Genomic DNA, 26,492 nt, shown 5'->3' on the forward strand with positions numbered 1-26,492 from the left:
CATCCTCTCCCCTGAGGGGGAGAGGGTCGGGTGAGGGGGTGACTAGCCCTTCTTGACCTTGGAGGGATAGAAGGGCGTCGGCACGATGCGCGCCCGCCGCATGGTCCCCCGCACCTCCACGTCGATCTCGGTTCCGACCTGCGCGAGCCCGGTCGGGACGTAGCCCACGCCGATGTACCTGTCCACCGCCGGCCCGTAGGAACCCGACGTCACGACCCCCGCCTCGCGCCCATCCTTCAGGATCCTGTAACCGTGGCGCGCCACCGCGCGATCCACCATCTCGAAGCCGACGAGCTTCCGCCTCGGCCCCTCGGCCTTGACCCGCTCGATCGCGCTCCTGCCGATGAAGTCGCCCTTCGCGAGCTTCACGACCCAGCCGAGGCCGGCCTCGAGCGGGTTGGTGGTCGCGTCGATGTCGTTGCCGTAGAGCGCGTAACGCATCTCGAGGCGGAGCGTATCCCGGGCGCCGAGCCCCACCGGCGTGATCCCCTCGGGCGCGCCAGCCTCCAGCAGCGCGAACCAGAGGCGCTCGGCGTCGCCCGCAACCACATACAGTTCGAAGCCGTCCTCACCCGTATAGCCTGTGCGCGAGATCAGCGCCCGCACGCCGGCCACGCGCCCTTCGACGAAGCGGTAGTAGAGGATCCCCGTGACGTCCCGGTCGGCGAGCCCCTGGACGCACTTCTCGGCCTTCGGCCCCTGGACGGCGAGGAGCGCGGTCTCGCTCGAGATGTTCCGCCAGCGCGCTTCAGCGCCGTGCTCGGTGACCCAGGCCCAGTCCTTGTCGATGTTGGCGGCGTTCACGGTGAGCATGAAGCGGTCCGCGCCGAGACGGTAGAGCGTCAGGTCGTCCACGATGCCGGCGTCGGGATAGCAGAGGAGCGAGTACTGGACCTGGCCGACCTCGAGGCCCGCCACGTCGTTCGTCGTGAGTCGCTGGAGCGCGGCGAGCGCCGCCGGCCCGACCACCTCGAACTCGCCCATGTGGCTGATGTCGAAGAGCCCGAGGGCGCGCCGGACCGTGCGGTGCTCCTCGACGATCCCGGTGTACTGGACCGGCATCTCCCAGCCCCCGAACGGGACCATCTTGGCGCCGGCCTTCACGTGGACCGAGAAGAGCGGCGTGCGCTTCAGCGGAGCTTCGGACACGCTCATCGCGCGCTCCTTTCGCGAGCGGCAGGCAAGTCGCAGTCCATCTTAGCCAAACCCGCGACCCAGCCGCAAGGCGCAGCCTGCGCAGACGCTGCCGTCCGACTCTCCGCCCGGCGGAACCTCGGATCGCGCGGTGGCGTCCTACGCCGTCAGACGCGGAATCACCTCGCCAGCGATCAGCTCGACCTGCTCGGGCTGATAGCGGTACGGGATGAAGATGATCCGATGGACCCCGGCCTCGACGTGGGACCGGAGCTGGGCGACGCACTCCTCCACCGTTCCGCGGATCGCGTGCTCGATGGTGGACTCGCTCCACGCGGCCGTGTCCCACTCGGTGGTGAGCCACCGGCGCATGGGCGCCTCGACCTCCGCCTTCGAGTGGCCGACGTAGATCGCGAGCTGGTTCGTCGCCGTGAGGCTCCTGGGATCGCGCCCGTACTCCCGGGCGAAGGCCTGGATCTCGGTCCACGACCGCGTGAACCCCTCGGGGGTGTAGAAGTAGGTGAGCCAGCCGTCCCCCATCCGCGCGACGCGCCGGAGCACCGCCTCCACGTAGCCGCCGATCAGGACGGGCGGGCGCGGCTTCTGGTAGGGCTTCGGGAGCAGCACGGCCTCCCTGAGGTTCAGGCCCTCGACCTGGGCCGTCACGGCCTCGTCGGTCCAGAGGCGCAGCAGGAGGTCCAGGTTCTGCTCGAAGATCTGGCCGCGCCGCTTGAACGGGACGCCGACCGCGTCGAACTCGCGCGCGTACCAGCCCGCCGCAACTCCCAGGATCAGCCGGCCCTTCGAGATCTGGTCCAGGCTCGCCAGGACCTTCGCCGCCAGCACCGGGTTCCTGAGCGGGAGGACGAGGACTCCGGTTCCGAGCTTGATGCGGCTCGTCCGTGCCGCGATCGCGGTCAGGGTCGAGATGGCATCCAGGATCGGGAACGCCGGCTTGACCCCGAGGAGGACATGATCCCAGGCCCACAGCGACTCGAACCCGAGAGCCTCGGCGCGCTCGGCGTAGCGGAGGATCGCGTCAACGTCCGGCGTCTCCCCCGGGCCGACGAAGTTCCTGATGGCAAGGCCGAAGTGTACCGGCATCCGCTGGCCCTCAGCTCAGAGGAACCTCCGATCCGGATCGAGGCTCCGGAGCAGCGCCAGCTCGCCCTCGCTCGGCGGCTCGGTGGTCGCCACGCGCTCGGGGATCAGAAGCTCGAAGCCGGTGTTCGCGGTCACGTCCCCCACCGAGACGCCGGGGTGAAGCGCCTCGAGCCTCATGGCCTTGCTCTCCGCGTCGAACCCGAAGATTCCCAGGTTGGTCACCACGCGGCTGACGCTCCCGAAGAGGAGGCCGGCCTTCCGCCGTGAGTCCCCCCCGCCGAGGAAGCCGGGGCTGGTTACGAAGTCCACCTGGGGGACGAAGCGCCGCCGCTCGTGCAGGGTCACCACGATCACCTGTCGGCAGAGGGAGATGATGTCGTTGGCGCCGCCGCTCCCTGGCAGCCGCACCTTCGGATGCTCGCGAGGGCCCACGATGCTCGAGTTCAGGTTGCCGTAGCGGTCGATCTGGGCGCCGCCGACGAAGCCGACGTCCAGGGACCCGCGCTGCGCGAAGAGGAAGGTATCGGTGATGCTCGGGAGCATCTGGGCGCGGTGAGCCACGCGCATCTCGTTCGTCGAGATCGGCAGCCGGCCCGGAATGACCTCAGGACCGATGGAGCCTCCCTCGACCACGATGATCAGGTGGGGGGCACACGTCTTCTGGGCCAGCGCCGCCGACAGGAGCGGGATGCCGACGCCGGCGAACACCGAGCCGACCCCGGCGAGCTGGCGCGCCGCCATCACGGCGAGGAGCTCCGAGGCTGAATAGCTCATCGGCCCACCTGCCTACACCAGCTCCCTGGCCGCGCGGCACTGGCGGGCGAGGGCTTCGTCGCCGAAGAGCGCGAGGTACTCCCGATGGCTCCGCGCCCCGTAGACATAGCGGTCCAGGTACTCCCGGATCGCCTGCGACCCCTTTTCGGTGATCGCGGCCACGTAGGCGTCGAAGTGCGAGACGTCGGCCTCGTACAGCCCGTAGCACTCGTGGGGGAAGGCACCGTAGGGGACCTCCACGACGGCATCCACCACGAGGCCCGGGATCACCGTTCGGTCGGGGTGGCGCCGGATCTCGTCCTCGGGGATGATCTCCTCCGCCGTGACGAGCACGGTCGTCGCCGCGCGCGCGATGTCGGGGTCCATGTGGGGGTAGCCGTCGATCTGGCAATTGCCGAACCGGTCGGCGCGATGGACGTGAAGCACCGCCACGTCGGGGAAGAGCGCGGGGACGAGGCAGAGGGTCTCGCCGGTGAACGGGCACGCCATGGTCCGCGCGTCGGCGATCCCCATGAGATCCGAGCCGAGCATCGTGAGCGTCGGCAGGAAGGGGACGCCCATGGCGGCGGCGCGATAGCGCAGCCCGAGCGCCAGGTGGCTCCACTCCTCGTAACGGATCCGGCCGCTCTCGACCTCCTCGCGCATGATCCGCGAGAGTCCCCACGGCAGCCCGATGCCGAACCAGCTCGTCACGACTGCTTCCACCGCCCCGGCCGCCATGAACCACTCGCCCTCGTAGCACATCAGGTTCCGCGAGAGCGTGAGGCCCCTTCGACCCTGGCGGAGCACTTCACTCAGGAGCGCCAGCGGAGTCCGGGAGAAGAGGCAGCCGCCGATCGCGATGTGATCGCCGTCCTTGACGCGCCTCACGGCCTCGGCGAGCGTCGTGAGCTTCTCCGCCCCGATCCGCGGCTTCGCCTCGAGCCGCCGACGCGCCTCGACAAAGTCGCCGGACCTCAATCGATGACCTCCCAGCGCGGCTGGAAGCGATCCAGGAGCGCCCGGCTCCGCTGATCGAGCGGGTGCTCGCGCTCCGGCACTTCCACGTGCTTGGCCTCTCCGCAGAGCGCCGTGGAGAAGTAGCGCTGGCCGGTATCGCAGGCCAGGACCACGATCGGCAGAAGTTCCGGGTGCTTGAGGGCGAGCTTCACGCCGGCTGCGACGTTACACCCCGAGGAGATCCCGCAGAAGATCCCTTCCTCGCGCGCGAGGCGCCGCGCCATCGCGACGCTCGCCTCGGTGCTCACGGTGATCACGCCCGTGAGGAGCGCAACGTCCAGGTTCTCGGGGACGAAGCCGTCGCCGATCCCCTCGATCCCGTGAGAACCCCACCGTCGGTGCGCGAGAATCGGGCACTCGGCAGGCTCGACGGCATACAGGGCGACGCGGGGCTGGCGCTCCCGAAGATAGCGCCCGACACCGGTGAGAGTCCCGCCCGAGCCCTGGGCCGCGACGAAGGCCCCGATCCGGCCCTCGCACTGCTCCCAGATCTCGGGCCCGGTGGTCAGATAGTGCGCCTCGACGTTGTCAGCATTCGTGAACTGGCCCGGCACCCAGTAGCGGCCCGGATCGCGCGCGCGGATCTCCTCGAGCTTCTTGAGCGAGAGGTCCACGTCACTCTCGCCGCCCGGCGTGAAGATCAGTTCGGCGCCATAGGCCCGCATGAGCTTCTTCCGCTCCTCGCTCATCCCCTCGGGCATGACGATCGTGCAGGCGTAGCCCTTCACCGCCGCCACGAAGGCGCACGCGGCCCCTGCGTTCCCCGTCGAGCACTCGAGAACCGCCATCCCCGGCTCCAGCTCACCTCGGCGCTCGGCCCGTTCGAACATGTGGAGATAGATCCGGTCCTTGAGGCTTCCCGTCGGCCCGTACCACTCGAGCTTCACGAGGATCGCAGGCGCGACATCACCGGGCACGCGCCGGAGCCTGACGAGCGGGGTCCGCCCGACGGCCTCGGTCAGGCGTCCGAGGGCGCGGGCGTATGCGCTCCATTGGATGGTGCTCATAACGGGGCGAATTCTATCACTGCCCGCGTGATCCGCCCAGCCGGTCCACCAGCTCCCGAGCCCACGCCCTCTTCTCCGGGCTCATGAGGAGCTTCTCCGCGAAGGGCTGGCCGAACGGCCGGGTGGCGTCGATGCCGATCTTCGCCGTCACCCCTTGCTCGCTGGCCGAGGGGTCGAGGATGGCGCCCAGGCTGCCCGAGATGACGACGAGATCGCGGTCGGCCTGGACACGGGTGGCCAGGGCCCAGAGGACATCCGACTCGTCGAAGACATCGATGTCATCGTCCACGATCACGACGAACTTCAGGTAGTGGTCCACCCCGAAGACGACGGGAATGGCGTGTTTGCCCTCGCCCGGCCGGGTCTGCTTGATCGAGACGAAGGCCGTGAAGGCGGCACAGCCCGAGGTCGGGACGTGGACGGCCTTGACGTTCGGGACGACCCGGCTCAGGGCGTTTCTGATCTCCACCTCCCGGAGGACGCCCAGCGGCAGGATGTGGTCGGGCGCGCGCCCCGAGCTGATGGACTGGAACCAGGGGCGCTCCCGCATACAGATCGCTTTCGCGATGAAGACGTGCTCGGTGCTCCGGCGGGCGAAATAACCGGTGAACTCCCCGAAGGGGCCCTCTTTCTCCCGCACCCCCGCCAGGATCTCGCCCTCGATGACGATCTCGCCCCACGCCGGGACCATCAGGTCGATGGTCTTGCAGGGTGCGATCTGCATCGGCGCCTGAAAGAGCCCGCCGACCACCTCGAACTTGGAGACCTCGGGCGGAGGATAGGCGAGCGACCCGAGGCTGACGCAGGGGTGGAGCCCGATGACGACAGCGCACTCGAGGTTCTTCCCCGCGGCCTCGGCCCGCCGCTGGTACTCGAACATCCGCCGCCGCGAGTGGAGGCTCACCCCCATCTTGTTCCGCCCCTTGACCTGGTAGCGGTGGTAGCCCTCGGTCTCCACCCCCGTGCCGGGGTCCTTGGCCACGGTCATCGCCGCGGTGATGTAGGGCCCGCCGTCCCCGGGGAAATACGTGGGGATAGGGAGCTTCGAGAGGTCCACCTGCTCGCCGGTCAGGACCGTGTGGTGGAAGGGCGGATCGGGGACCACCACCGGCTTGACGTATTCCTTGAGGCGCCGCGCGTACTCGAAGGGCATGCCGGCCGCGTCGACCCCGAGGGCACAGGCGAAGACGCGCCGGCTGGCCATGACGTTGGAGATCACGGGGATCCGGTGCCCGACGACGTTCTCGAACAGGAGGATCGGGAACCGACGACGTCGCTCCAGCTCCAGGGCGACGGCCTGGAGGTCGAATTCCAGGCTCACCGGCTCGGTGACGCGGACGAACTCGCCGGCATGCCTCGTCGCGTACTCCTCGACGAACGACCGGAGATCCTGCTTCATGCCGCTGATCCCTCCCCGCCGGAATCCTGACCAAGGGGTCGTGGCCCCGAGCCCACTGCTCCCGGGGAGCCCGGCGCAGCCCGATTTCCTCGGAGGAGCGCCGCCAGGCGGGCCGGGGTGACGGGAGTCCGGGTGATCCGCACGCCGAAGGGCGCCAGCGCGTCCTCGACGGCGCCGGCGATGGCCGTGGGAGGTGAGATGGCCCCACCTTCTCCGAGGCCCTTCATCCCCAGCGGGTTGAGCGGCGAGGGAAAATCGAGGTGGACGGTCTCGATGAACGGAAGCTCGTCGGCCACGGGAATGTGGTAGTCCATGAAGCCGCTCGAGAGGAGCTGGCCCGCCTCGTCGTACACGATCTCCTCGAACATCCCGCCGCCGATGCCCTGGGCGACGCCGCCGTGGATCTGGCCGTCCACGATCATCGGGTTGATGACGTGCCCGCAGTCGTGAGCGACGACGTAGCGGAGGAGCCTGACCCAGCCGGTCTCGGGGTCCACCTGGACCTGGGCGATGTGGACCGCGCTCGCGAAGGTCACCGTGGGGACGTGGTGGTAGGCGGTAGCCTCGAAGGTCGGCTCGATCACGCCGGGCTTCTCGAACGTGGGGAAGCTCGCCTGGATGACGCGGGCCAGGGGGATCGCCGACGACGGGACGCCGCGCACGAACACCTGGCCGTCCTCGATCTCCAGGTCGTCGGCGCGCGCCTCCAGGAGCTTGGCCGCTGCCGCTACTACCTTCTCCCTCACCTGGCGTGACGCCGTCGTAACGGCGCTGCCTGCCACCACGGCGCTCCGGCTCGCGAATGTGCCGATCCCGAAAGGAATCCGGTCGGTGTCGCCGCCGTGGACCGTGACCCATTCGATGGGGACGCCGAGGACGTCGGCGGCGAGCTGGGCGAAGGAGGTCTCGTGCCCCTGGCCCTGGCAGCAGGCGCCGGTGGCGACGACGACGCGCCCCGTCGCGTCCAGCTTGACCGAGGCGCCCTCGTAGGGGCCGATGCCGGTTCCCTCGACGTAGGCCGAGATCCCGATCCCGCGGAAGATGCCGTTCGCTCTGAGCGCGGCCTGCTCCTTCCGGAAATCGTCGTAGCCCGACGCCCGGAGCGCGTCGTCCAGCATCGCGCGGAAGTCGCCGCTGTCGTAGACGAGGGGGTTCCCGTCGCGGTAGGGCATTCCGGTGTCATAGGGCATCTCGTCCCCGCGGATGAAGTTCCGGCGACGGAGCTCTGCGGGATCCATCCGAAGCTCCCGCGCGAGGCAATCCACGATCCGGTCCATGGCGAAGACCGTCTCCGGACGGCCCGCGCCGCGGTACGGCGCGTTCGGCGTCTTGTTCGTGACGACGGCCTTGAACTCCACCCAGAGGTTCCGGATGCGGTACGGGCCGAGGAGGTGGGCCACCGTGTTGTAGGGGAGGACGATCCCCCAGGAGTTGTAGGCGCCGAGGTCGAGCCAGATCCTGTCGCGGACGCCGAGGATCGTACCGTCCCGCGTCGCCGCGATCTCGACGTCGTGGAGCTGGTCCCGGGCGTGGGCGGCGCTCATCATGTGCTCGCGGCGGGTCTCCGTCCACTTGACCGGCCGACCCAGCTCGCGCGCCATGAGCGGGATCAGGATCTCCTCGGCGTAGCCGCAGGCCTTCGTCCCGAAGCCCCCGCCGACGTCAGGAGCCACGACGCGGACTTTGTGAATGGGCACCTCGAGCGCCGCCGCGACGCCCTGCTGGCAGAAGTGCACCACCTGTGTCGAGCTCCACACGGTGAGCGTGGCATCGCGACGGTCAAAGCTCGCGACCACGCCGCGGGGCTCGATGGGCATCCCGACGTAGCGCTGGATCTTGAAGCGCTCCCTCGCCACGACCGCCGCGGCGCTGAAGGCCGCCTCGGCGTCTCCAACCGCATGCGTGAATGCCACCGCCACATTGTCGCCCCACTGGGGATGCACCAGGGCAGCGCCCGGTTCCCCGCCAGCGACGGGATCCGTGACAGCCGGGAGCGGCTCGTACTCCACCTCGATCAGGCCCAGCGCGTCCTCGGCCAGATACGGGGAGTCGGCGACAACCAGCGCGACCGTCTCCCCCACATAGCGGACGACATCGCGAGCGAGGGGAAACTGGGGAGCGTCCTTGAGCCTGAACTCGACGCGCGCGGCGAGGCCGGGCGGCGGGCTCCCGAACGTGGGAAGCGGCTTCAGCCAGCGCGCCAGGTCGTCGAAGGTGTACACGGCGCGGACTCCGGGGTGCCGCCGCGCCGCATCGGTGTGGATCGCCCGGATCCTGGCATGAGCGTGAGGGCTCCGCAGGAAGGCGGCGTAGAGGAGCCCCGGCAGCGTGAGGTCGTCAACGAAGCGCCCCTGCCCCGTGAGGTACCGGGGATCTTCCCGCCGCTTCACCGACGCCCCGAAGTACTTCGCGCCCATCGGTTCTCCTTCCGAGCGCGCAACCCTCCTGGCGAGAGGTTTCGGAAGGGGGGCAACGCCCCCCTCCGAGGGTTTACCCGCCCAGGTAGGCGCGCTTGACATGCTCGTTCTCGATGAGGTCTCCGGCCTTGCCCGCGAGGGCGATCTGGCCGGTCTCCATGACGTAGCCGCGGTCCGCCATGCGGAGGGCGAGGTAGGCGTTCTGCTCGACCATGAGGACCGTCACCCCGCGCTGGCGGATCTCGCGGATAATGCCGAAGGTGGTCTCGATGAGCGTGGGCGCCAGGCCTAACGACGGCTCGTCGAAGAGCAGAAGACGCGGCCCCGCCATCAGCGCCCGGCCGATGGCCAGCATCTGCTGCTCTCCGCCCGAGAGCGTCCCCGCGACCTGCTCGAGGCGCTCGGCGAGCACGGGGAAATAGCCGAACACGCGTTCCAGATCCTCGCGGATCGCGCGCGTGTCGGTCCGCGCGTAAGCGCCCATCTCCAGGTTCTCCCGCACGGTCATGTAGGGGAAGATCCGCCGCCCCTCGGGGCAGTGGGCGATCCCGCGCCTCAAGATCTCGCGCGGCGTGAGCCGGTGAATCTCCTCGTTGTCAAGCACGATCCTGCCTGCCGTCGCGCTCAGGATCCCCGAGATCGCCTTGAGTGTGGAGGTCTTGCCGGCGCCGTTGGCGCCGATCAGCGTCACCAGCTCTCCCGCGCGCACCTCGAGCGAGACGCCCTTGAGCGCCTCCACCTTGCCGTACGCGGCCCGCACGCCCTCGAGCGTGAGCATCTCTCACAGGCCCCCGAGGTAGGCTCTGATCACTTCGGGGTGGCCCTGGATCTCGCCCGGCGGCCCCTTCGCGATCACCTGGCCGTGGTGCAGCGCGATCACCCGGTCCGAGATCCCCATGACCAGCCGCATGTCGTGCTCGACGAGGAGGACCGTCACGCCTTCCTCCCGGATCCGCTGAATGAGCCGCATGACCGCCGTCTTCTCCGCCGGGTTCATCCCCGAAGCCGGCTCGTCCAGGAGGAGGAGGCGCGGGCGCGCGGCTAGGCCGATGGCCAGCTCCAGGCGGCGCTGCTCGCCGTACGGCAGGGCGCTCGCCACCTCGTCACGCCGGTGGGCGAGGCCGACGAAGGCGAGGATCTCCTCGACCTGGGCCGCCAGACGTGCCTCTTCCTCCCTCACGCGCCGAACGCCGATCAGGATCGAGAGGACACCGGCCCGCCCCCTCAGGTGGAGGCCGATCAGGACGTTCTCGAAGACCGAGATCTGGGGGAAGACGTTCGTTTTCTGAAACGTCCTCACGATGCCCCGCTCGGCGACCTGGTACGGCCTCAATCCTGTCAGAGGCTCACCCTCGTAGAGGACTCGCCCCCGGACAGGCCTGAGGAAGCCGGTGATGACGTTGAACGCGGTCGTCTTGCCGGCGCCGTTGGGGCCGATGAGGCTCGTGATCCTGCCCGGCTCGACCTCGAAGCTGACGCCGGCCAGCGCAGTGACGCCGCCGAACCTCACCGCGAGATCTTCGACAGCCAGGCTCATACATCCTCGGAGGGGGGCTCCGCCCCCCTTCCGATGCCTCCCCCCATGGGTTGCGCCGGCGAAGCCGGCGCTCGGAACGCTCGGGGCCAACTCGGTAAAGACGCGGCGAGCCTTAAAACAGGGTAGCTCATCCCGCAGCTCGCCGCTCCCTGAGCCAGGCTTCAGCGTCGGCACCATGCCCTTGGGCAGGAAGAAGACGGTGAGGACCAGCAGCACACCGTAGAGGAGCATCTGCCACTGCCACGAGGTCACCGCGCGGAGCGCCTCAGGGAGCGCCGTGAAGATGAGGGCGCCGAGCACCGGGCCGGCCAGCGTCCCCTTCCCGCCGGCGACGACCATGATCACCATGGTGACCGTGTAGGTGAAGAGGAAGACCTCGGGGCTCACGAAGCGCGTGTAGTGGGCGTAGAGGCTTCCCGCAGCTCCGGCCATCGCCGCGCTGACGACCGCAGCCAGGACCAGGTAGCGGGTCCCGTTGATGCCGACCGATTCGGCGAGCGCCTCGTTCTCTCTGAGCGCGACGAAGGCGCGACCGATCCGCGAGTTCACCAGCCGGTGGCAGATGAAGAAGGCCACCGCCGCCACGGCCAGGACCAGGTAGTAGTAGGCTGGTTTGCTCCTGAACGAGAGCTCGCCGAGCCCGCCGATGCTGAGCTCTGCGGGCGGCACATCAGGCAGCCCGAGAGGCCCGTTGGTCAGCTCCATCCAGTTCACGCTCACCAGGTAGATTACGCCGGCGAAGCTGATCGTCACCAGGACGAAGTACGCGCCCCTGAGCTTCAGCGACACCTTTCCCAGCCCGTAGCCGGCGATCCCGGCGAGGAGTACCGCCGCCAGAAAGCCGCTCCAGACCGGCCACTCCAGCTTCAGCGTGAGGAGCGCCGAGGCGTAGGCGCCGATGCCGAAGAAAGCCGCGTGGCCGAGGGAGAGCTGGCCGGTGTAGCCCAGGAGGAGGTTCAGGGAGAGCGCGAGGATCGCGAAGATCCCGGCCATGATCAGGATGTGGATGTAGTACGGGTTCCAGATCCAGAGCGGGACCGTCACGAGGCTCAACGCCAGGAGGGCGCGCACGGCGCGCTTCATCCCACGCGCTCGGCCCGGGCGAAGAGGCCCGACGGTCTCAGGAGGAGGACGAGGATGATGATGGCGAAGCCGACGGCGTCGCGGTACCCGGAGGAGATGTACCCCGCGCCGAGCTCCTCGGCGACGCCGAGGAGCAGGCCACCCAGCGTCGCGCCGGCGAAGTTGCCGAGGCCGCCGAGGATGACGACGGAGAACGCCTTGAGCGCGGCGAGGTCGCCCATGGACGGGTAGACGACGAAGATCGGGCCCAGGAGCGCCCCCGCCGCGGCGGCCAGGCCCGACCCGAAGGCGAAGGTGACCGTGTGGATCCGATGGATGTCCACCCCCATGAGCGCCGCCGTCTCGCGGTCCTGAAAGGTCGCGCGCATGGCCCGGCCCAGCTTCGTCCGGTGGATCAGGAGATGCGAGGCCACGATGAGGGCGAGGGCCGTCCCGAACACGAAGAGCCGCAAAGGTGCCACGGAGACCGGCCCCAGGACGAGCGGCGCCTGGGGGAAGGGATGGTCGAGACTCTTGGCCACGCCTCCCCACACGACGAGCTCGGCGTTCTGCATCGCGATCCAGACCCCGATCATGACCAGCATGGTGGTCTCGATGGACTCGCCGAGGAGCGGGCGGAGCAGCACGCGCTCACACAACGCGCCGAGGAGGACGCCGAGGGCGACGGCGCAGACAAGCCCGGCGAAGAAGTTGGCCTGGAGGAGGCTCAGGAAGAGGAAGGCGCCGTACGCGCCGAGGGTGTAGAACTCGCCGTGGGCAAAGTTCACCACGCTCATGATCCCGAAGATGAGCGTGAGGCCGATTCCCAGGAGCGCGTACGTCCCGCCCAGGATCAGGCCGTTCAGGATGTGCTGGAGAAACGCCTCCACGCGAGGGGAAACAGAGCGCCCCCGGCCCCCTCACCTTGAATAGGCGACAGGGCGAGGGGGCCAGCCGGGGGCGCTCGGGCGCGTTGGGACTAGCGCCTGGCCATGAACGTCGGCAGGCTCACCTTCCCGCCTTTGATCTCGACGACGAAGATGCTCGGCTGGCTCTGGGCGCTCTCCTTGCCGGGCGGGCCGTCCTTCTCGAACTTGACCGGGCCGTTCACGCCCATGATCTTGACATTCCAGAGGGCGTCGCGGACCGCCTTGGGCTCGGCCTTCCCCGCCAGCCGGACCGCCTCAACGATCGTCAGGATTCCGTCGTGGCCGCGGAACCCCTCGGTCAGCCCGGCGAAGGGGTGACCGCGCTTGTTCCACTCGTCCACAAACGCCTTCGCAAGCTTGCCGTCGGGCATGGCCTCGGGGAACCAGGGGAGGAAGAAGAGGATGTGGTAGGTCCCCTCGGCTGCCGCCCCGGCCTGCTTCACGAGCTGATCGGGCGAGGAGCTCCCGCCGGTGGTGATGAACTTCCGGACCAGCCGCTGCTCCTGCGCCTGCTTGAGGACGAGGGTGATCTGTTCGACGCTCGTGGTCAGGAAGAGCGTGTCCGCTCCGGTCCCGCGGATCTTGGTGAGCTGGGCACTCATGTCCGTCGCCGCCTGGTCCATGAACTCCACGGCGCCCACGCTGGCGCCCCGCTTCTTGAGGATGTCGCCGAAGGCCGAGACGGCGCCGCGCCCCCAGTCGGTGTTGACCGCGAGGAAGTCGGCCTTCTTCACCCCGAGGTCGCCCAGGTACTTCTGGAGCCCCAGGGCCTCCATCTCGCTGGGCGGGCTGATCCTGAACACCCACGGGTTCCCTTTCTTGGTGATCGAGGCCGCGCTCGATGTCTCGACGACCATCGGCACCCCGTACTCCTCGAGCTTGGGCATCACGGCAAGCGTCATCGAGCTCCCCCAGGCCCCCATGATCGCCGGAACCTTGTCCCGGACAATCAGCTTTTCCGCCGCGCTGGCGGCCTCCTTCGGGTCCGACTTGTTGTCCTCGATCACAAGCTGGATCGGCCGGCCCCGGACCCCGCCCCGAGCGTTGATCCAGTCACGGGCGATCTCTGTCCCCATGCGCACATAGTTCCCCGAAGCCGCCACCGGACCCGACAGGGGCTGGATCACCCCGATCTTGATCGGCTCCGCCTGCTGAGCGAGCACGGAGGCGACCGCCAGTGCTCCCAGGGCGGCGACCCCCACGAGGACGCTGAGAATACGGCGTCTCTGCCCCATCGCTCTTCCTCCCCTACGCTGTGTGGTGGTGGGTCTCCTGACGGAAGACTATCCGGTTATTGCAGCAATCGCCGCTGAAGTCAAGCGCGGTGCATGCCCTATCCGCATTGGGGAAGAAGAAGCGCGAACTCGGCGCGCTGGCGCCCGGCGTCAGGCTCGCCGGCGAGCCACCGGCAGAAGTCCGCGGGGTCCTCGTGAGCCCACTCGGACACGCGCGCCGTGACGTTGAAGGTCTCGACGACTTTTCGATCCGCGTAGCCGGAGAAGAGCGGGAGGAGGAGCCGGGCGAGGAAGGCGGCGACCTGGTTGTCGATCCTGACGAAGGTCTCCACGCGCTGGGCGATGCTGGGTGTTCCGTCGGCGTCGGTCTCGGGCTCGAACGCGAGGAGCGTGAGCGAGGCTCCCGAGATCCGCCCGAGGAGGAAGCTCGAGTGGCTCCCCGACGTGAGCATGATCCTCCGACGGGGCTCCTGCACCAGAACCCTATAGGTGCCCGTCGCCCCCTCGCCGTCGTCGGCCTCGTAGAGGTGAGGACCGAGCTGGCGCACCCGGTACTTGGCGAGGCCGAGGTGGCGGGCCGCCGCCGCGGTCACCTCGGGAAGGTCCACGAAGAGCCGGAAGAGATCGAGCCGAACGCGCGCCGGCTGGCCGCTCACCGCGCGCGTGAGCGTGTGGCGGGTCCAGACCGAGACGATCTCGCTCCTGACCTCCGGCGGGAAGCGCTCGGGCTCGGGCAGGAAGGGCGGGAAGTCGGCGGCGAGGGCGCGCCCGGCGGCGAGGACCAGCAGGGACGCAGCAGCCAGGAGCCGGGCAAGCATGAACCCCGGCGCGGGGAGCGACCCGGCTTACTCCAGCCCCAGGAGGCGGGCGGGGTTCTCGGCCGCCATCGTGCGGATCTCCTCGGCGGTGATCCCCCGCTCCAGCAGCATCTGGATGAACGTTCGGAGGCCTTCGGCGGGCGTGGGATGGTGGAGCTGGCCGAAGTCGGTGCCGAGGACACAGTGCCGGGGCCCCACCTCGCGGATGGACTTGGCCATCTCCTCGAGCGAGATGCTCTGCCAGGCCGGCATCATCGTGATCAGGTCTTTCTCCAAAAGCGCCCCCTCGGCAGCCAGGGCTTTCTGGTCGTTCAGGGAAATGCCGGACAGCCCGAGATCGGGGTGCGTGACCAGGATCTTCTTCACGCCGGCCTTCCGGGCCTCGCTGACCAGGACTTTAATCTCGGGCAAGGAAAGGTGACCGGTCGAGAGGCAGACATCCGCCTCAGCGATCAGCCCGAGGATCTCACGCGTCTCGGCGGTCAGCTCCCCGTGCTCGGTCAGGACGCGGACGCCCTGGCGCGCCGCGCGGAGCCCGGCCCGCGGCACCATGCTCCGGCCGAAGTGGCTCCCCCCGAAGAAGTCGATGTGGTGCTGGGCCGAGAGAGTCGGCATCCAGACCATCCTGCCGCCGAGCTTGATCGAGGCGTCCACCGCGTGCGGGTTGAGACCACCCACGACCCAGTTCAGCACGATCCCGCCGAAGACCTCCACGCCGGGGACCTGCTTCCGCACGAGGAACGCCCGCCCCGTAGTGTCCTGCTCGTGCGCCTTGATGAGCACCCCGCGCATGGCGCGGCGCCGGGCCTCCGAGGCCAGGCCGAGGTCGTCGGTGACCCGCTCGAAGAGGCTCGGCGCCGCGTGCTGGTGGAGGTCGATAGCGCCGCGGAGCAGCTCGTCGCAGAGATCCATGCGGCGCGCGCTACCTGACCTCGTAGCCGCGCGCGGTCATGCACGCGGCGTACGCCCTGTCGTACCCCTCCTTGCTCTTCGTGTAGCCGACGCCGCCGCCCACGGCTGCGCCGCCGATCCCGCCGGCGGCCGCGCCGATCGCCGCGCCCTTGCCGGGGCTTCCCGTCGCCGCGCCGATGGCCGCCCCGGTCGCCGCGCCGCCCAGGGCGCCCAGCACCGCGCCGAGCCCGGCGCCCTTGGCCGTGTCCGAGGCGGGGTCGAAGCCGGTCTGCTGCTTCGCCCAGCCCTGGCACTCGGTCTGGTCGCGCGACACCTGCTCGGCGGTCTGTCCTTTCTTTGGATAGGCGTAGACACTGGGCTGAACGGTCGCGCAGCCCGTCACCGCCATCCCGAATCCGATCACCACCATCCAGACAACAACTCGTCTCATCCTCGTGTCCTCCTGTTTTTCTCGGAGGGGGGCTTCGCCCCCCTTCCGATGCCTCCCCCCTCGGGTTGCGCGGGCCGGGTACCCACGGCGGAGCCGTGGGTGCGCGCTCGAACCAGGTTCCTCAGCATCCTGCTACGCCGCTGGCAGCCACTCCCTGAGCGGCCTCACCTGGGCGCCCGCCTTCTCCAGAGCATCCCGCACGGCCCGAACGATCTTCTCGGCCCCCGGCGTGTCGCCGTGGCAGCAGATCGTCTGGACCGAGATGTCGATGTCCACCCCGTCGATCGTGTGCACCTTCCCCTGCAGCGCCATCTTCACGGCCTGGGCCGCGGCCTGCTGGGGATCGGTGATGAGCGAGCCCGGAAGCTTGCGGGAGACGAGGGTACCGTCCACGTTGTAGGCGCGGTCCGCGAACCCTTCCGACGCGACCCGGCAGCCCATCTTCCTGCACGTGGCGTCGTAGCGGCCCGAGGCGAGCGTCATGAGGATCAGCCCCTTCCCCGACTCCATGGCCGCCTCGCCCACCGCCTGCGCGAGCGCCTCGTCCTTCTCGCACATGTTGTAGAGGATGCCGTGAGGCTTCACGTGCTGGAGGTCGCTCCCCGCGACCCGGACGAACTCGCGCAGGGCGCCGGTCTGGTAGCACATGTAGTCCTTCACCTCCTGGGGGCTCACATCCATGACCCGCCGGCCAAACCCCATCAGGTCCGGCAATCCCGGATGGGACCCGATGGCAACTTTGTGCTGGAGGGCCAGCGCGACGGTCTTCCTCATGACGTGAGGATCTCCTCCGTGGTAACCGCAGGCGATATTTGCCGAGGTGATGAACGGCATGATGGCCTCATCGGCTCCGAGGGTCCACCTCCCATAACTCTCCCCCATGTCGCAGTTGAGATCAATCACCTTGCTCGCCATGGCCTCACTCCTCATTCGAGCCCCACGGCGTCCAGGCGGGCGCGCTCGGCCCGGTGGACGGCGTGAGCCTCATCCAGCGAGAGCTTCCGGAACCAGAGCTTCTGCCCCGGCCTCACCTGCCCGACCCGGCCGATGTCGACGGAGCAGACGGTCGCGATCTTCGTGTAGCCTCCCGTGGACTGCCGGTCCACGAGGAGGACGATCGGCTGCCCGTCGCCCACGACCTGAATCCCGCCGAGCGGGATGCCGTCAGAGACGATATCGTGACCCCGCGTGTGGGTGATGTGCGGGCCGCGGAGCCGCGCCCCCATCCGATCCGACTGGGGCAGCATCTCGTACGGCCTCTCGAGGAACGCCGCGATCCCCGCCGGCGTGAAGCGATCGGCCTGCAGGCCGAGCACGACCCGGACCTCAGGCTCCTCGGAATAGGACGGGATGTGCTCAGCCCTCACGCGGCGCCCCTCGTAGCGCTCGAGCGGAGCCGTCGGGCGGCCGATCGGAAGGCGATCGCCCTTCTTGAGCTGCCGCCCTTCGAGCCCGCCCAGGCGACCGCGGAGGTACGTTGACCGCGACCCCAGGGCCGGTGCCACGTCGATCCCTCCCGCGATGGCCAGGTAGGTGCGCACCCCGCGCTGGGCAGTACCGAGCCTCAGCGCGTCGCCAGCCTTGAGACGCACCGCGGTCCAGGGCGGGATCGCTCGGTCGTTCACCGTCATCGGCATCTCGGCACCGGTGACCGCAACCAGACAGTCCGCGTCCACGTCGAGCCGCGGCCCCATCAGCGTGCACTCGAGGGCGGCGGCCGTCTCGGGGTTCCCGACCAACCGGTTGGCCAAGATGAACGCCTCCCGGTCTACGGGTCCAGAGGGCGGGATGCCGTAGCGGAGGTAGCCGGGCCGGCCCAGATCCTGGATCGTCGTGAGGAGGCCGGGCTCGAGGACCGTGAACGCGGTCACGTCTCCACCCTGGCGACGAAGCACCCTGCCGCCACCTCGGCCGAGATGCGCTCGAACTCGCCCGGGTCGATCGGGCGAAAGCGCACGCGGTCGCCCGGACGGAGGAGGATCGGATCCGAGCGCGAGGGGTCATAGAGGGCGAGCGGCGTCCGGCCGAGAATCCAGAAGCCACCGGGGCTCTCGACCGGGTAGATGCAGCACTGGGTCCCGCCGATCCCGACGCTGCCCGCCGGGGTCTTCGTGCGCGGCTTGTCGAGGCGCGGGATCGTCAGCGGATCGGACATCCCCACCATGTAGGGGAGCCCCGGCGTGAAGCCGATGAAGTACACCAGATACTCCTCCGCCGAGTGGCGGCTCACGACCTGCTCCGGGGAGAGCCCGAGCTTCTCACCGACTGCCTGGAGGTCGAAGCCCAGCTCGCCGCCGTAGCAGCACGGGATCTCGACCAGCCGGCTCGGCGGGAGCGCCTCGGCCTGGGCCTGAGGGATGAGCGCGGTGAGGATCGCGAGCAGCTCATTCCAGCCGATGACGATCGGGTCGTAGTAGACCAGGAGCGCGCGGAACGTCGGAACGGTCTCGACGATGCCCGGGATCGCCTTCTGCTGGATCAGGTACTCGAGGGCCCGAACGCGCGTGTTGACCTCGGGGCCGATCGCGTCACCGAACTCCACCGAAACGGCCTGGTCGCCCGCAGGGAGGAACTTCGGCTCCGAATACATCAGCGTAGCGACATGCGGCGGGGATGCCCTGCGTAGCGAATTCGACGAGCCATAGCGGGCGGCGAAGCGCAGGACGCCGCAGCGCTCCGAGCGGCCCAACAGCGTTGGGCTGCGAGGACTACCCCCCGCCTCGGGGGGATGGGGGGGCCAGCGGAGGCGTCCGAGCGAGCCAAGCCCGTCGAGGCGAGGAGACTTGAGCGACGCGGGGTGCCCCGCCGCATGTCGAATTCTAAATGACGGAGAGGGCGTGGTTCGGCAAGTCGGTGATGAACATGTGACCGGGGCTGTGGGTGATGACGAAGGGGGGCTTGCTCGCGAGGGCCACGGCCTGGGGCGTCACGCCGCAGGCCCAGAATACGGGCACGTCTCCGGACTGGAAAATTCCGGGGTCGCCCCACTCGGGGCGGTCCACGTCCTTGATCCCGATGGTCGCAGGGTCGCCGATGTGGACCGGGGCGCCGTGAGCCATGGGGAACCGCGCGGTCACCGTCACCGCCTTCGGCACCAGCTCGGCGGGAATCGGACGCATCGAGACCACCATCGGGCCCTGGAAGCGCCCGGCGGGCCGGCACGCGATGGAGGTGCGCCACATCGCCACGTTCCGCCCGGCCTCGATGTGGCGCATCGGCACGCCCGCGTCCATCAGCGCCCATTCGAAGGTGAAGGAGCAGCCCAGGAGGAAGGCGACCAGGTCCTCCCGCCAGTAGGGCGTGATGTCGGTCACCTCCTCGGCCAGCTTCCCGTCGCGGTAGATCCGGTACTTGGGGATGTCGGTTCGGAGATCGGCCCCGGGGGCCACGCCCGCTGGCTCGGGCGAGCCGGGATCCGTCACCTCGATCAGCGGGCAGGGCCGGGGGTTTCGCTGGCAGAAGACGAGGAAGTCGTAGGCGTACTCCTTGGGAAGGACGGCGAGGTTCCCCTGGACGTAGCCGGGCGCCAGGCCGGCCGTCACGCCGGTGTACTTGCCCCGGCGGATCTCCTCGCGAATCTCCTTGGGAGGGCGCGCGTCGATCGGCATGCGTGTACGCCAGTATAGACGCGCCCCGCGCGCCCGGTCAATCGAGTCGCACAGCTAGGAGCCTGTCGGAGTAATGGCCTTCGAGCGCGGGCTTCGCCCGCGCAACCGATTCCTGGGGGAGGCGTCGGAGGGGGCCGTCAAGGCCCCCACCGATTGTCCAGCCGCAGGTGGGTGAGGCGGGGCCAGAGGTCGGGGTTGCCGAGGGCTTTGGGCTTCTCGCCGCGCAGGACTCTCAGGATTTCCGATGCCACGCCGACCGCGATGTTGCGGTTGGCCGTCTCGCTCACGCCTGCCACGTGCGGGGTGCAGACCACGTTGTCCAGGTTCAGGAGCGGATTGTCCAGGGACGTGGGCTCCTCCTCCCACACATCCAGGCCGGCCGCGCGGAGCTTCCCCCGGGTCAGCGCCTCGAACACCGCGCGCTCGTCCTGCACCTTGCCGCGCGAGGTGTTGATGAAGATCGCCCCGTCCTTCATCCGCGCGATCGTCTTCTCGCTGATCAGGTGATGGGTCTCGGGCGTGTGCGGCGTGTGACACGTCACGATATCGGCGCGGGCCAGGAGGTCGGCGAGGTCGGAGACCGGCTGCACCTCGCGCCGCTCCAGCTCGTCGCGCGGGACGTAGGGGTCGTACCCGAGGACGTTCATCCCGAAGCCGCGGGCGATGTGGGCCACGCGCCGGCCGATGTTGCCGACCCCGATGATCCCGAGCGTGGCCCCCTTCAGCTCGGTGATCCCCCGGTAGTCCGATCCCCGCCACTCACCCCGCCGCGCGGACCGGTCCATGCGGATGGTCTTCTTCACGCAGCAGAGCATCAGCATGAGCGCGTGCTCCGCCACCGAGTCCGAGTTGGAGCCCGGGGCGTGGACCACGGCAATCCCCAGTCGCGTCGCGGCCGCGAGGTCCACGGTATCGAGGCCGACCCCGTAGCGCCCCACCACCTTGAGCTTGGGGCAGGAGGCCATGAGGCGCTCGGTGCACGGGGGCTTGATCCTGAACAGGATGGCCTCGGCGTCCTGGGCCGCGCGGACGACCCCCTCCTCGGTCAGATCCTCCGCGATCACGACGCGGGCCTCGCTCTGGAGCAGTTCGATTCCGGCGGTATGGATCGGTCCACCGACGATGACGAGGGGCTTAATGTCGTGGGCCATGGAAACGGGGCTCCTTTGCGTTAAGAAGAGAGAACGGGAATGGTGGCCACGCCGTGGGGGATCACGAGGACCCGGGCGTCAGCCCCGAGGGTGGCGAGGGCGTGGTCGAGCGCCGCCTGGGCCGTCGCCATCGGGGTGAGCCGCACCTCGTGGATCGTCGCCTCCGGGATCAGGCAGTCGGTCACGATCACTTGGGAGACATGGGTCAGGAAGCGGCCGAAGCGGTACCCCATGTGGGCGCCCTCCGGGATCCCCCGGGTGCGCGCTTTTTCGACGATACTCGGGCCATCGGGCGTGTCGCGGAGCCAGAGCCGTGCTGACTCCTCGCCCACGCCGTCCGAGCACGGGGTGGGGACGATGACGATCCCGCCTTCCCTCACGACCGGTTTCGGCCCGAGGATCGCCGGGTAGCAGGCGCGCGTGGCCTGGTAGAGGTTGAGGTTCTTCGGGGGGCCGGGGACCGACACCACGATGTCCGCGACACTGGCGACGGGCACCTCGAACACGCTCCGGGCGAACGCCACCCCCGCGCGAAAGACCGCGACCGGGGCGCCCGCGAAGGCGCGGATCAGTCGTTTGTCGGGGTCGATCACCAGGTTGACGACGAACTCGACGCCCAGGCGCTCGCCGGCAGTGTTGATGAAGCGGCGAAAGACCGAGTCCGCCTGGCCGAGGCGCGAGGAGGGATGGGAGAGGACCTGATAGCCGTGGGTCGCACCGATCGTCGCGTGGCCGCCGGCCCCGATCACCATCGTCTTGGCACCGCCCGAGTAGCCGGCGAAGAGGTGGGGCTCGACGACGCCGGTGGTGATCCGGAGGTCTGTGTCCACGACCTCACGGCTCACCTGGATCGGGAAGCCCTGCTCCGTTCCCAGGTCCACCAGGGCGCGGTCGTCCTTCCAGTCGTGGTTCGAAACCCGGAAGCCGTCAGCGATGCTCGCACCCAGCTTGGCAGCGATCTCCGCGCGCGACATCGCCCGGTGGCTCCCGAGACCCATGACGAAGGCAACCGCCGAGTCCGGCACGCCGGCCCGGCCCAGCTCGGCGAGGACCGCCTCAGCGACCATCGCGTCGGGGCAGTAGCGCGTGAGATCGGTGACCGCGATCACGACCCGCCGCTTGCCCCGCGCCAGCTCCGCCAGCGGCCGCGTCCCGACGGGCTCGGCGAGCGCCCGCCGCACCTCGGCGGCAGGGTCTCCGACGGCGGGGAGCCGCGGCTGCTCGACGCTGCCCAGGTAGTTGCTGTCGGGGATGGCCAGCTCGATCGTCCGCCCGGTGTCGTACGGAAGCCTCACGACCGGCATGGCGCCGTCACTTCCAGGCGACGAGGACGATTCGCGGCGAGTCGAAGCTGATGGGGCGGCCGTCGAGGCCGCCGAAGATCTCCACGTTCGACCATCGCTCCGGCCTGAGCATCCGGTAGAGCTCATGCGGCGAATAGATCCTGAGCCCTGTCTCCCCCAGAAAGCGGTTCTCCTCCTGGAGCCGCCACTCGCTCCTGATCCGGCTCGTCGCGAGGTCCAGGCGATGCGTGATCCTCACCGTGCCGCCAGGGACCAGCTGGGTCTCCTCCTCCGCGTAGTTGCGAATGTAGTGGTCGCGGTTCCGGGTGTCGAGGACGAAGGCTCCGCCGGGCCTGAGGGCCCGGCAGAAGCGGTCCAGGAGCTGGCGATCCTCCTCGTCGGAGAAGTAGCCGATGCTCGAGAAGAGGTTCAGCGCGAGATCGAACTCCTCGGAGAAGTCCATCGCGCGCATGTCCTGGCAGACGAGGTCGAGGTGGAGCCCGGCAGCCGCCGCCCGGTCGTGGGCGCGGCGCAGCTCGACCTCGCTCAGGTCCACGCCCGTCACCTTGTAGCCGCGCCGCGCGAGCGCCAGGGCGTGACGGCCGAACCCGCACGGCGCGTCGAGCACACGCGCCCCGGCGGCGAGCTGGACGTGGCCGAGGATCCACTGGATCTCTGACTCGGCGTCGGCCTCCGACTCGAAGCCCTGCGAGATCTTGGGCCACGCCTCCTCGAAGAAGCGCTGGCTGTCAAACATGGGGCGATTATACACGTTTCCTCTCACCCCGTGGTAGCATGGTCGGCCGAAAGGGAGGCGCGCGTGGCGACCTTGGTGACCTGTGATGAGTGAGATAACGATCCGGCCCGCGACGCTCGACGACGCCCCGGCAATCTGCACGATCTACAACCAGGGGATCGAGGACCGGATCGCAACCCTGGAGACCGATCTCAGGACGCCGGAGGAGCGCCGGCAGTGGCTGACGGCGCGCGGCCCGCAGCACCCCGTCATCGTCGCCGAGGCCGGCGGAACCGTCGTCGGCTGGGGGAGCCTCAACGCGTTCAACCCCCGGCGCGCCTATGACTTCGTCGCCGACTTCTCCGTGTACGTCGAGCGCCGGTGGCGAGGGGAGCGCGTCGGCAGTCGCCTTCTCGCCGGGCTCGTGGAGCTGGCGCGGGAGCTCGGCTATCACAAGCTGGTCCTCTCGGCCTTCCCCTGGAACGAGGGCGGCATGGCGCTCTACCGGAAGTTCGGCTTCCGCACCGTGGGGGTCTACAAGGAGCAGGGCAAGCTGGACGGTCAGTGGGTGGACACGATCATCATGGAGAAGATTCTCGAGTGAGCGCGCCCCTGGCCGCTGGGCTCAGGGGAGGATTAAGGGGTTGACACCCGGCTCGGAACGGTGCTAAACGTGGGGGACACGTCCGGCCGGCTCAGGGGTGAGGGTTCTCTGCGACCGAGCACGCGAGGGGCGCCGGTGCTCCTGCTGGTCGGGTCGCCTGAGCAGTCATGCTGATCGAATCCCAAAAGGAGGGTCCGATGTTCAGCCGCAGCCAGTCCCAGAAGCAAAGCAACCCGCAAGGTCAGGACAACGGCAGCCCGCCCCGTCCCGCCACCCTCCTCACCATCGTCGGAAACGACGCCAAACTCCACGGGAAGTTCGAAATCACCGACTCGATCCAGATCGAGTGCGAGGTCGGTGGGGAGTTGGACGTGGGTGGCAAGCTCGTGATCGGCGAGAAAGGCGTGGTTCGCGCCAACGTGCAGACCGTGGACGCGATCGTCCAGGGCCAGTACGAGGGGAACATGGTGGCCACCGGGAACGTGGAGATCACCGCCACCGGTCGCGTGTCCGGCAACATCGAGACCGATTCGCTCGTGATCTCCAAGGGCGGGTTCTTCAACGGCAACGTGGTCAAGATCAAGGATCAGGAGCCGCAGAAAGGCCAGCGTCCGGTCTACCTGGTGGACGAGAAGCGGGTCGGCCAGCAAAAGTAACGGCACCGAGTGCCTGATCCAGCGGGGACTTCGTCATGCTGTGGAAGTCCAAGCGCACGCTCGGCTCCAAACGCGGCGACCTTACGGCCTTCATCGGCGAAGGCTCGGAGATCGAAGGCAAGTACACGTTCAGCGGGACCGTCGTGCTGAACGCGAAGTTCGACGGCGAGATCATGTCCACGGGGACCCTGATCGTCGGCGAGAAGGGCGTGGTCAACGCCAACATCCGGACCGGGTCGGTCATGGTCAGCGGCCAGGTGGTCGGCAACATCGTGGCGACCGAGCGGGTCGAGCTCAAGCAAACGGCCCGGATGTTCGGCGACCTGGAGAGCCCCGTGGTGGTGATCGAGGAAGGGGTGCTCTTCGAGGGGCACTGCCGGATGACCCAGGCCAAGCCCGCTGAGACGACCCGGGATCTCTCGGTGGTCCCGTTCAAGCGCTGAGGTAAGAGCTTCGACGGTGGCGGATCGGATGTCGCGCAGTTCACCCGGGATGCCACTCCCCGGCAGGGTGGGGGGAGGCGTGCCCTCACACGCGAGTCACGACCATGAGGAAGCCCAAACGGTTCCACCTCCTGATCGTCGCGGGGGACAGCACGCGAATTCTTCGGTTGAACTTTCCTCGTTGGATCGTCTCTGGAGGGTTGATGGTTCTTGCCCTCGGGGTCGCTGTCCTCGGAGCGATTGCGGCTGACTACGTTTTCCTGAAGCGCCACTGGGCGCAGACGGCGTGGCTCCGGACGCAGGTGGCGGAGCAGCAGTCCCTCATCGACAGGTTCCAGAGGCGGCTCGCCGACATCCGGACAGAGGTGGCGAGCTGGCGCGAGCTGCACGCGAAGATCTGGGAGCCGTTCGGGCCTGACGAAGGCGGCGCGCGTAAGAGCGTGGGGATCGGCGGCCGAACCGAGCTCGGCGGGGCTTCAGCGCCCGGGGATCGCGTGGACCTCTCCCGGGAGCTCGAGCTGCTCGCCGCCAATGTCTATGATGAGGGCCAGAGTCTCCGAACGCTCGAGCGCTTCATCTCCAAGGCCGGTAAGGTGCTCGCTGCGTTTCCGTCGCGCTGGCCCGTGCGCGGACCGGTCAACTCCGAGTTCGGCACCCGGGTGTCCCCCTGGTCGGGGGCGAAGGAGTTCCACGGCGGGATCGACATCGCCGCCGAGCGGGGGACGCTGGTGAAGGCTCCCTCGCCGGGCGAGGTGGCCTTTGCGGGTAGCCAGTCCGAATACGGGCTCGCCGTGGTCCTCGACCACGGCCACGACATCCGGACGCTCTACGGCCACCTCCAGAAGATCCTCGTCACTCCGGGGCAGAAGGTCGAGCGGGGTCAGGTGATCGGGCTCACGGGGAACACCGGCAAGAGCTCGGGCCCCCACCTCCACTACGAGATCGCCGTCAGAGGTCAGTCGATCAACCCCCGCCGCTACCTCTGGGACTGATCCCCGGCGGCTTCGCCCCGGCGCCGCGCTTCGGCCCCTGCCGCTCCCTCCTTCATCCGCTCCCCCTGAGGGGGAGAGGGCAGAGTGAGGGGCCTACGTGATGATGACCCCGCAGTAGCCGACGACCTTGTCGTAATCGCCCGACACGTCCCCCGAGGTCTGGTAGCTGACGAGCGCGGCGCTTCCCCCGCCCAGCTCGCGGAGCGCCGCCAGGAGCGCCGTCGTGGGCGCGATGCCGCACATGGAGATCGCGTGCTCCCTCACGGTGCGCTGGAGCCGCTCCGGGTCCAGGCCCAGGATCGCGTCGATGGCCAGGCGGTCCTTGCGGTTCGAGACGGCCTGCGACTCGTAGTGGTTCAGGTCGGTGGACGAGAGAAGGATGACCGGCTCCGGCCACGTTTTGACCACCGCGGCCACAGCGCGCCCGACCTCCGCGCAGAAGGCCAGCTCGGTCCGCATGAGCGTGAGGGGGACGAAGGCGATGTCGGACCGGGCGCGCCGCAGGAACGGGAGCTGGACCTCGAGGGCGTGCTCCCGGCTGTGGGCCAGCTCGTCCTCCTCCAGGAGCCGCGAGGCGGCGAGGATCGCCTGCCCCAGCTCCCGGGCGACCGGCACCTCGCTCCCCGGAAGCGCCCACCGGCCCTGCGTCATGACGGATCCCCACGGCCCGAGCCCGGTGTGGTTGGGACCGAGGAGCACGGCCAGCCGTGGCAGCTTCACGCGGCCGTATACCTGTCCCGCGACGCGTCCCGAGTACATCCAGCCCGCGTGCGGGACGACGATCGCCTTGGCGTCGACCTTGGGCTCGACGTCCTCGACGAGCCGGTTCAGGTCCGCTTCGATGCGGTCGGCGCGGTCCGGGTAGAAGAGCCCGGCGACTGCGGGTCTTCGAAGGTGAGTGGTCACGGTCTCGCCCGGTGTTGCGGGGGCGAGGGCCCTCGGAGTTAGGCGCGGACCTGGCAGGCGACCCAGTGCCCGGGCGCGATCTCCTTGAGCACCTGGTCGTTCACCGAGCAGGAGGGGATCCGGATCGGGCAACGGGTGTGGAATCGGCAGCCAGACGGCGGTTTGATGGGGCTGGGGACGTCGCCTTCCAGGATGATGCGCTTGCGCTTCACGGTGGGATCGGGGATCGGCACGGCGGAGAGCAGGGCTTCCGTGTACGGGTGCTTGGGGTTGGTGTAGAGCTCCTTGGCCGGAGCGATCTCCACGATCTTGCCCAGGTACATGACCGCCACGTCATCGCTGATGTGCTCGACCAC

The 26,492-nt window shown here is 69.0% G+C and carries 27 protein-coding genes; 4 read left to right on the plus strand and 23 right to left on the minus strand.

Features of this window, described 5'->3' with window-relative positions; translation table 11 throughout:
- Positions 1–42: 42 nt before the first annotated feature.
- From gcvT to HY726_13405, 21 genes are all read right to left on the minus strand, one after another.
- Positions 43–1,155: a glycine cleavage system aminomethyltransferase GcvT gene (gene gcvT / locus HY726_13305; GenBank protein MBI4609972.1), complete on the minus strand. Its 1,113-nt coding sequence runs from the start codon at positions 1,153–1,155 to the stop codon at positions 43–45.
- 138 nt (positions 1,156–1,293) lie between these two features.
- Positions 1,294–2,238 carry a TIGR03619 family F420-dependent LLM class oxidoreductase gene (locus HY726_13310; protein ID MBI4609973.1) on the minus strand — a complete coding sequence of 315 codons (945 nt, stop codon included), beginning with the start codon at positions 2,236–2,238 and terminating at the stop codon, positions 1,294–1,296.
- Between the two features lie 15 nt (positions 2,239–2,253).
- The gene (locus tag HY726_13315; protein ID MBI4609974.1) at positions 2,254–3,012 is read right to left on the minus strand and encodes a 3-oxoadipate--succinyl-CoA transferase subunit B; all 759 of its coding nucleotides are present in this window, start codon (positions 3,010–3,012) and stop codon (positions 2,254–2,256) included.
- Positions 3,013–3,024: 12 nt separating this feature from the next.
- Entirely contained in the window at positions 3,025–3,972 is a 948-nt protein-coding gene (locus HY726_13320; GenBank protein MBI4609975.1) for a CoA transferase subunit A, read from the minus strand.
- Positions 3,969–5,018, minus strand: coding sequence for a PLP-dependent cysteine synthase family protein (locus tag HY726_13325; protein ID MBI4609976.1), 1,050 nt, complete (start codon positions 5,016–5,018; stop codon positions 3,969–3,971). Before HY726_13325 ends, HY726_13320 begins: the two co-directional genes overlap by 4 nt.
- Positions 5,019–5,034: 16 nt before the next feature.
- Positions 5,035–6,417: a UbiD family decarboxylase gene (locus tag HY726_13330; protein ID MBI4609977.1), complete on the minus strand. Its 1,383-nt coding sequence runs from the start codon at positions 6,415–6,417 to the stop codon at positions 5,035–5,037.
- Positions 6,414–8,834: a xanthine dehydrogenase family protein molybdopterin-binding subunit gene (locus HY726_13335; GenBank protein ID MBI4609978.1), complete on the minus strand. Its 2,421-nt coding sequence runs from the start codon at positions 8,832–8,834 to the stop codon at positions 6,414–6,416. Before HY726_13335 ends, HY726_13330 begins: the two co-directional genes overlap by 4 nt.
- 73 nt (positions 8,835–8,907) lie before the next feature.
- Positions 8,908–9,612, minus strand: a complete 705-nt coding sequence (locus tag HY726_13340; GenBank protein ID MBI4609979.1) for an ABC transporter ATP-binding protein — start codon at positions 9,610–9,612, stop codon at positions 8,908–8,910.
- Between the two features lie 3 nt (positions 9,613–9,615).
- Complete coding sequence (locus tag HY726_13345; GenBank protein MBI4609980.1) at positions 9,616–11,454, minus strand: branched-chain amino acid ABC transporter ATP-binding protein/permease; 1,839 nt, start codon at positions 11,452–11,454, stop codon at positions 9,616–9,618.
- Positions 11,451–12,323, minus strand: a complete 873-nt coding sequence (locus HY726_13350) for a branched-chain amino acid ABC transporter permease (protein ID MBI4609981.1) — start codon at positions 12,321–12,323, stop codon at positions 11,451–11,453. The genes HY726_13345 and HY726_13350 overlap by 4 nt, the downstream gene beginning before the upstream one ends.
- A gap of 89 nt (positions 12,324–12,412) precedes the next feature.
- Positions 12,413–13,597: a penicillin-binding protein activator gene (locus HY726_13355; protein ID MBI4609982.1), complete on the minus strand. Its 1,185-nt coding sequence runs from the start codon at positions 13,595–13,597 to the stop codon at positions 12,413–12,415.
- Between the two features lie 98 nt (positions 13,598–13,695).
- The gene (locus HY726_13360) at positions 13,696–14,415 is read right to left on the minus strand and encodes a hypothetical protein (protein ID MBI4609983.1); all 720 of its coding nucleotides are present in this window, start codon (positions 14,413–14,415) and stop codon (positions 13,696–13,698) included.
- A 27-nt stretch (positions 14,416–14,442) separates the two neighbouring features.
- A complete protein-coding gene (locus HY726_13365) occupies positions 14,443–15,327 on the minus strand; it encodes a hypothetical protein (GenBank protein ID MBI4609984.1) in 885 nt (294 codons plus the stop codon).
- A 10-nt stretch (positions 15,328–15,337) separates the two neighbouring features.
- Entirely contained in the window at positions 15,338–15,757 is a 420-nt protein-coding gene (locus tag HY726_13370) for a hypothetical protein (protein MBI4609985.1), read from the minus strand.
- A gap of 132 nt (positions 15,758–15,889) precedes the next feature.
- Entirely contained in the window at positions 15,890–16,672 is a 783-nt protein-coding gene (locus HY726_13375; GenBank protein MBI4609986.1) for a LamB/YcsF family protein, read from the minus strand.
- An 11-nt stretch (positions 16,673–16,683) separates the two neighbouring features.
- Entirely contained in the window at positions 16,684–17,628 is a 945-nt protein-coding gene (locus HY726_13380; GenBank protein ID MBI4609987.1) for a biotin-dependent carboxyltransferase, read from the minus strand.
- Positions 17,625–18,347, minus strand: coding sequence for a 5-oxoprolinase subunit PxpB (gene pxpB / locus HY726_13385; protein ID MBI4609988.1), 723 nt, complete (start codon positions 18,345–18,347; stop codon positions 17,625–17,627). Before pxpB ends, HY726_13380 begins: the two co-directional genes overlap by 4 nt.
- 229 nt (positions 18,348–18,576) lie before the next feature.
- Complete coding sequence (locus tag HY726_13390; GenBank protein MBI4609989.1) at positions 18,577–19,365, minus strand: putative hydro-lyase; 789 nt, start codon at positions 19,363–19,365, stop codon at positions 18,577–18,579.
- A 137-nt stretch (positions 19,366–19,502) separates the two neighbouring features.
- A complete protein-coding gene (locus HY726_13395; GenBank protein ID MBI4609990.1) occupies positions 19,503–20,516 on the minus strand; it encodes a hydroxyacid dehydrogenase in 1,014 nt (337 codons plus the stop codon).
- Between the two features lie 20 nt (positions 20,517–20,536).
- Positions 20,537–21,820: a nickel-dependent lactate racemase gene (gene larA / locus HY726_13400; GenBank protein MBI4609991.1), complete on the minus strand. Its 1,284-nt coding sequence runs from the start codon at positions 21,818–21,820 to the stop codon at positions 20,537–20,539.
- Between the two features lie 7 nt (positions 21,821–21,827).
- Positions 21,828–22,556, minus strand: a complete 729-nt coding sequence (locus HY726_13405; protein ID MBI4609992.1) for a methyltransferase domain-containing protein — start codon at positions 22,554–22,556, stop codon at positions 21,828–21,830.
- Positions 22,557–22,641: 85 nt separating this feature from the next.
- On the opposite strand from HY726_13405, the gene HY726_13410 reads away from it, so the two are divergent.
- From HY726_13410 to HY726_13425, 4 genes are all read left to right on the plus strand, one after another.
- On the plus strand, positions 22,642–23,139 hold the full coding sequence (locus HY726_13410; protein MBI4609993.1) for an N-acetyltransferase: 498 nt from the start codon (positions 22,642–22,644) through the stop codon (positions 23,137–23,139).
- A gap of 197 nt (positions 23,140–23,336) precedes the next feature.
- Positions 23,337–23,795, plus strand: coding sequence for a polymer-forming cytoskeletal protein (locus tag HY726_13415; GenBank protein MBI4609994.1), 459 nt, complete (start codon positions 23,337–23,339; stop codon positions 23,793–23,795).
- 35 nt (positions 23,796–23,830) lie between these two features.
- Positions 23,831–24,238, plus strand: coding sequence for a polymer-forming cytoskeletal protein (locus HY726_13420; GenBank protein MBI4609995.1), 408 nt, complete (start codon positions 23,831–23,833; stop codon positions 24,236–24,238).
- A gap of 104 nt (positions 24,239–24,342) precedes the next feature.
- The gene (locus HY726_13425; GenBank protein MBI4609996.1) at positions 24,343–25,230 is read left to right on the plus strand and encodes a M23 family metallopeptidase; all 888 of its coding nucleotides are present in this window, start codon (positions 24,343–24,345) and stop codon (positions 25,228–25,230) included.
- A gap of 93 nt (positions 25,231–25,323) precedes the next feature.
- Here the strand turns inward: HY726_13425 and amrB are convergent, their stop codons facing one another.
- Positions 25,324–26,136, minus strand: a complete 813-nt coding sequence (amrB, locus tag HY726_13430) for an AmmeMemoRadiSam system protein B (GenBank protein MBI4609997.1) — start codon at positions 26,134–26,136, stop codon at positions 25,324–25,326.
- Positions 26,137–26,174: 38 nt separating this feature from the next.
- Positions 26,175–26,492, minus strand: a 318-nt coding sequence (locus tag HY726_13435) for an ABC transporter ATP-binding protein (GenBank protein MBI4609998.1), incomplete at its 5' end; no start/stop codon positions are given.

This window comes from Candidatus Rokuibacteriota bacterium (assembly GCA_016209385.1).
GTDB lineage: Bacteria > Methylomirabilota > Methylomirabilia > Rokubacteriales > CSP1-6 > JACQWB01.

Bases quoted from the DNA above. Each gene is read 5' to 3' on its own strand.
- HY726_13375 (MBI4609986.1), bottom strand. From the start codon at position 16,672: ATGGCGAGCAAGGTGATTGATCTCAACTGCGACATGGGGGAGAGTTAT.
- HY726_13335 (MBI4609978.1), bottom strand. From the start codon at position 8,834: ATGGGCGCGAAGTACTTCGGGGCGTCGGTGAAGCGGCGGGAAGATCCC.
- HY726_13370 (MBI4609985.1), bottom strand. From the start codon at position 15,757: ATGAGACGAGTTGTTGTCTGGATGGTGGTGATCGGATTCGGGATGGCG.
- HY726_13340 (MBI4609979.1), bottom strand. From the start codon at position 9,612: ATGCTCACGCTCGAGGGCGTGCGGGCCGCGTACGGCAAGGTGGAGGCG.
- HY726_13395 (MBI4609990.1), bottom strand. From the start codon at position 20,516: ATGGCCCACGACATTAAGCCCCTCGTCATCGTCGGTGGACCGATCCAT.
- pxpB (MBI4609988.1), bottom strand. From the start codon at position 18,347: ATGTATTCGGAGCCGAAGTTCCTCCCTGCGGGCGACCAGGCCGTTTCG.
- HY726_13310 (MBI4609973.1), bottom strand. From the start codon at position 2,238: ATGCCGGTACACTTCGGCCTTGCCATCAGGAACTTCGTCGGCCCGGGG.
- gcvT (MBI4609972.1), bottom strand. From the start codon at position 1,155: ATGAGCGTGTCCGAAGCTCCGCTGAAGCGCACGCCGCTCTTCTCGGTC.
- HY726_13390 (MBI4609989.1), bottom strand. From the start codon at position 19,365: ATGCCGATCGACGCGCGCCCTCCCAAGGAGATTCGCGAGGAGATCCGC.
- larA (MBI4609991.1), bottom strand. From the start codon at position 21,820: ATGCCGGTCGTGAGGCTTCCGTACGACACCGGGCGGACGATCGAGCTG.
- HY726_13410 (MBI4609993.1), top strand. From the start codon at position 22,642: ATGAGTGAGATAACGATCCGGCCCGCGACGCTCGACGACGCCCCGGCA.
- HY726_13415 (MBI4609994.1), top strand. From the start codon at position 23,337: ATGTTCAGCCGCAGCCAGTCCCAGAAGCAAAGCAACCCGCAAGGTCAG.
- HY726_13325 (MBI4609976.1), bottom strand. From the start codon at position 5,018: ATGAGCACCATCCAATGGAGCGCATACGCCCGCGCCCTCGGACGCCTG.
- HY726_13315 (MBI4609974.1), bottom strand. From the start codon at position 3,012: ATGAGCTATTCAGCCTCGGAGCTCCTCGCCGTGATGGCGGCGCGCCAG.
- HY726_13405 (MBI4609992.1), bottom strand. From the start codon at position 22,556: ATGTTTGACAGCCAGCGCTTCTTCGAGGAGGCGTGGCCCAAGATCTCG.
- HY726_13360 (MBI4609983.1), bottom strand. From the start codon at position 14,415: ATGCTTGCCCGGCTCCTGGCTGCTGCGTCCCTGCTGGTCCTCGCCGCC.
- HY726_13345 (MBI4609980.1), bottom strand. From the start codon at position 11,454: ATGAAGCGCGCCGTGCGCGCCCTCCTGGCGTTGAGCCTCGTGACGGTC.
- HY726_13355 (MBI4609982.1), bottom strand. From the start codon at position 13,597: ATGGGGCAGAGACGCCGTATTCTCAGCGTCCTCGTGGGGGTCGCCGCC.
- HY726_13365 (MBI4609984.1), bottom strand. From the start codon at position 15,327: ATGGATCTCTGCGACGAGCTGCTCCGCGGCGCTATCGACCTCCACCAG.
- HY726_13420 (MBI4609995.1), top strand. From the start codon at position 23,831: ATGCTGTGGAAGTCCAAGCGCACGCTCGGCTCCAAACGCGGCGACCTT.
- HY726_13330 (MBI4609977.1), bottom strand. From the start codon at position 6,417: ATGAAGCAGGATCTCCGGTCGTTCGTCGAGGAGTACGCGACGAGGCAT.
- HY726_13425 (MBI4609996.1), top strand. From the start codon at position 24,343: ATGAGGAAGCCCAAACGGTTCCACCTCCTGATCGTCGCGGGGGACAGC.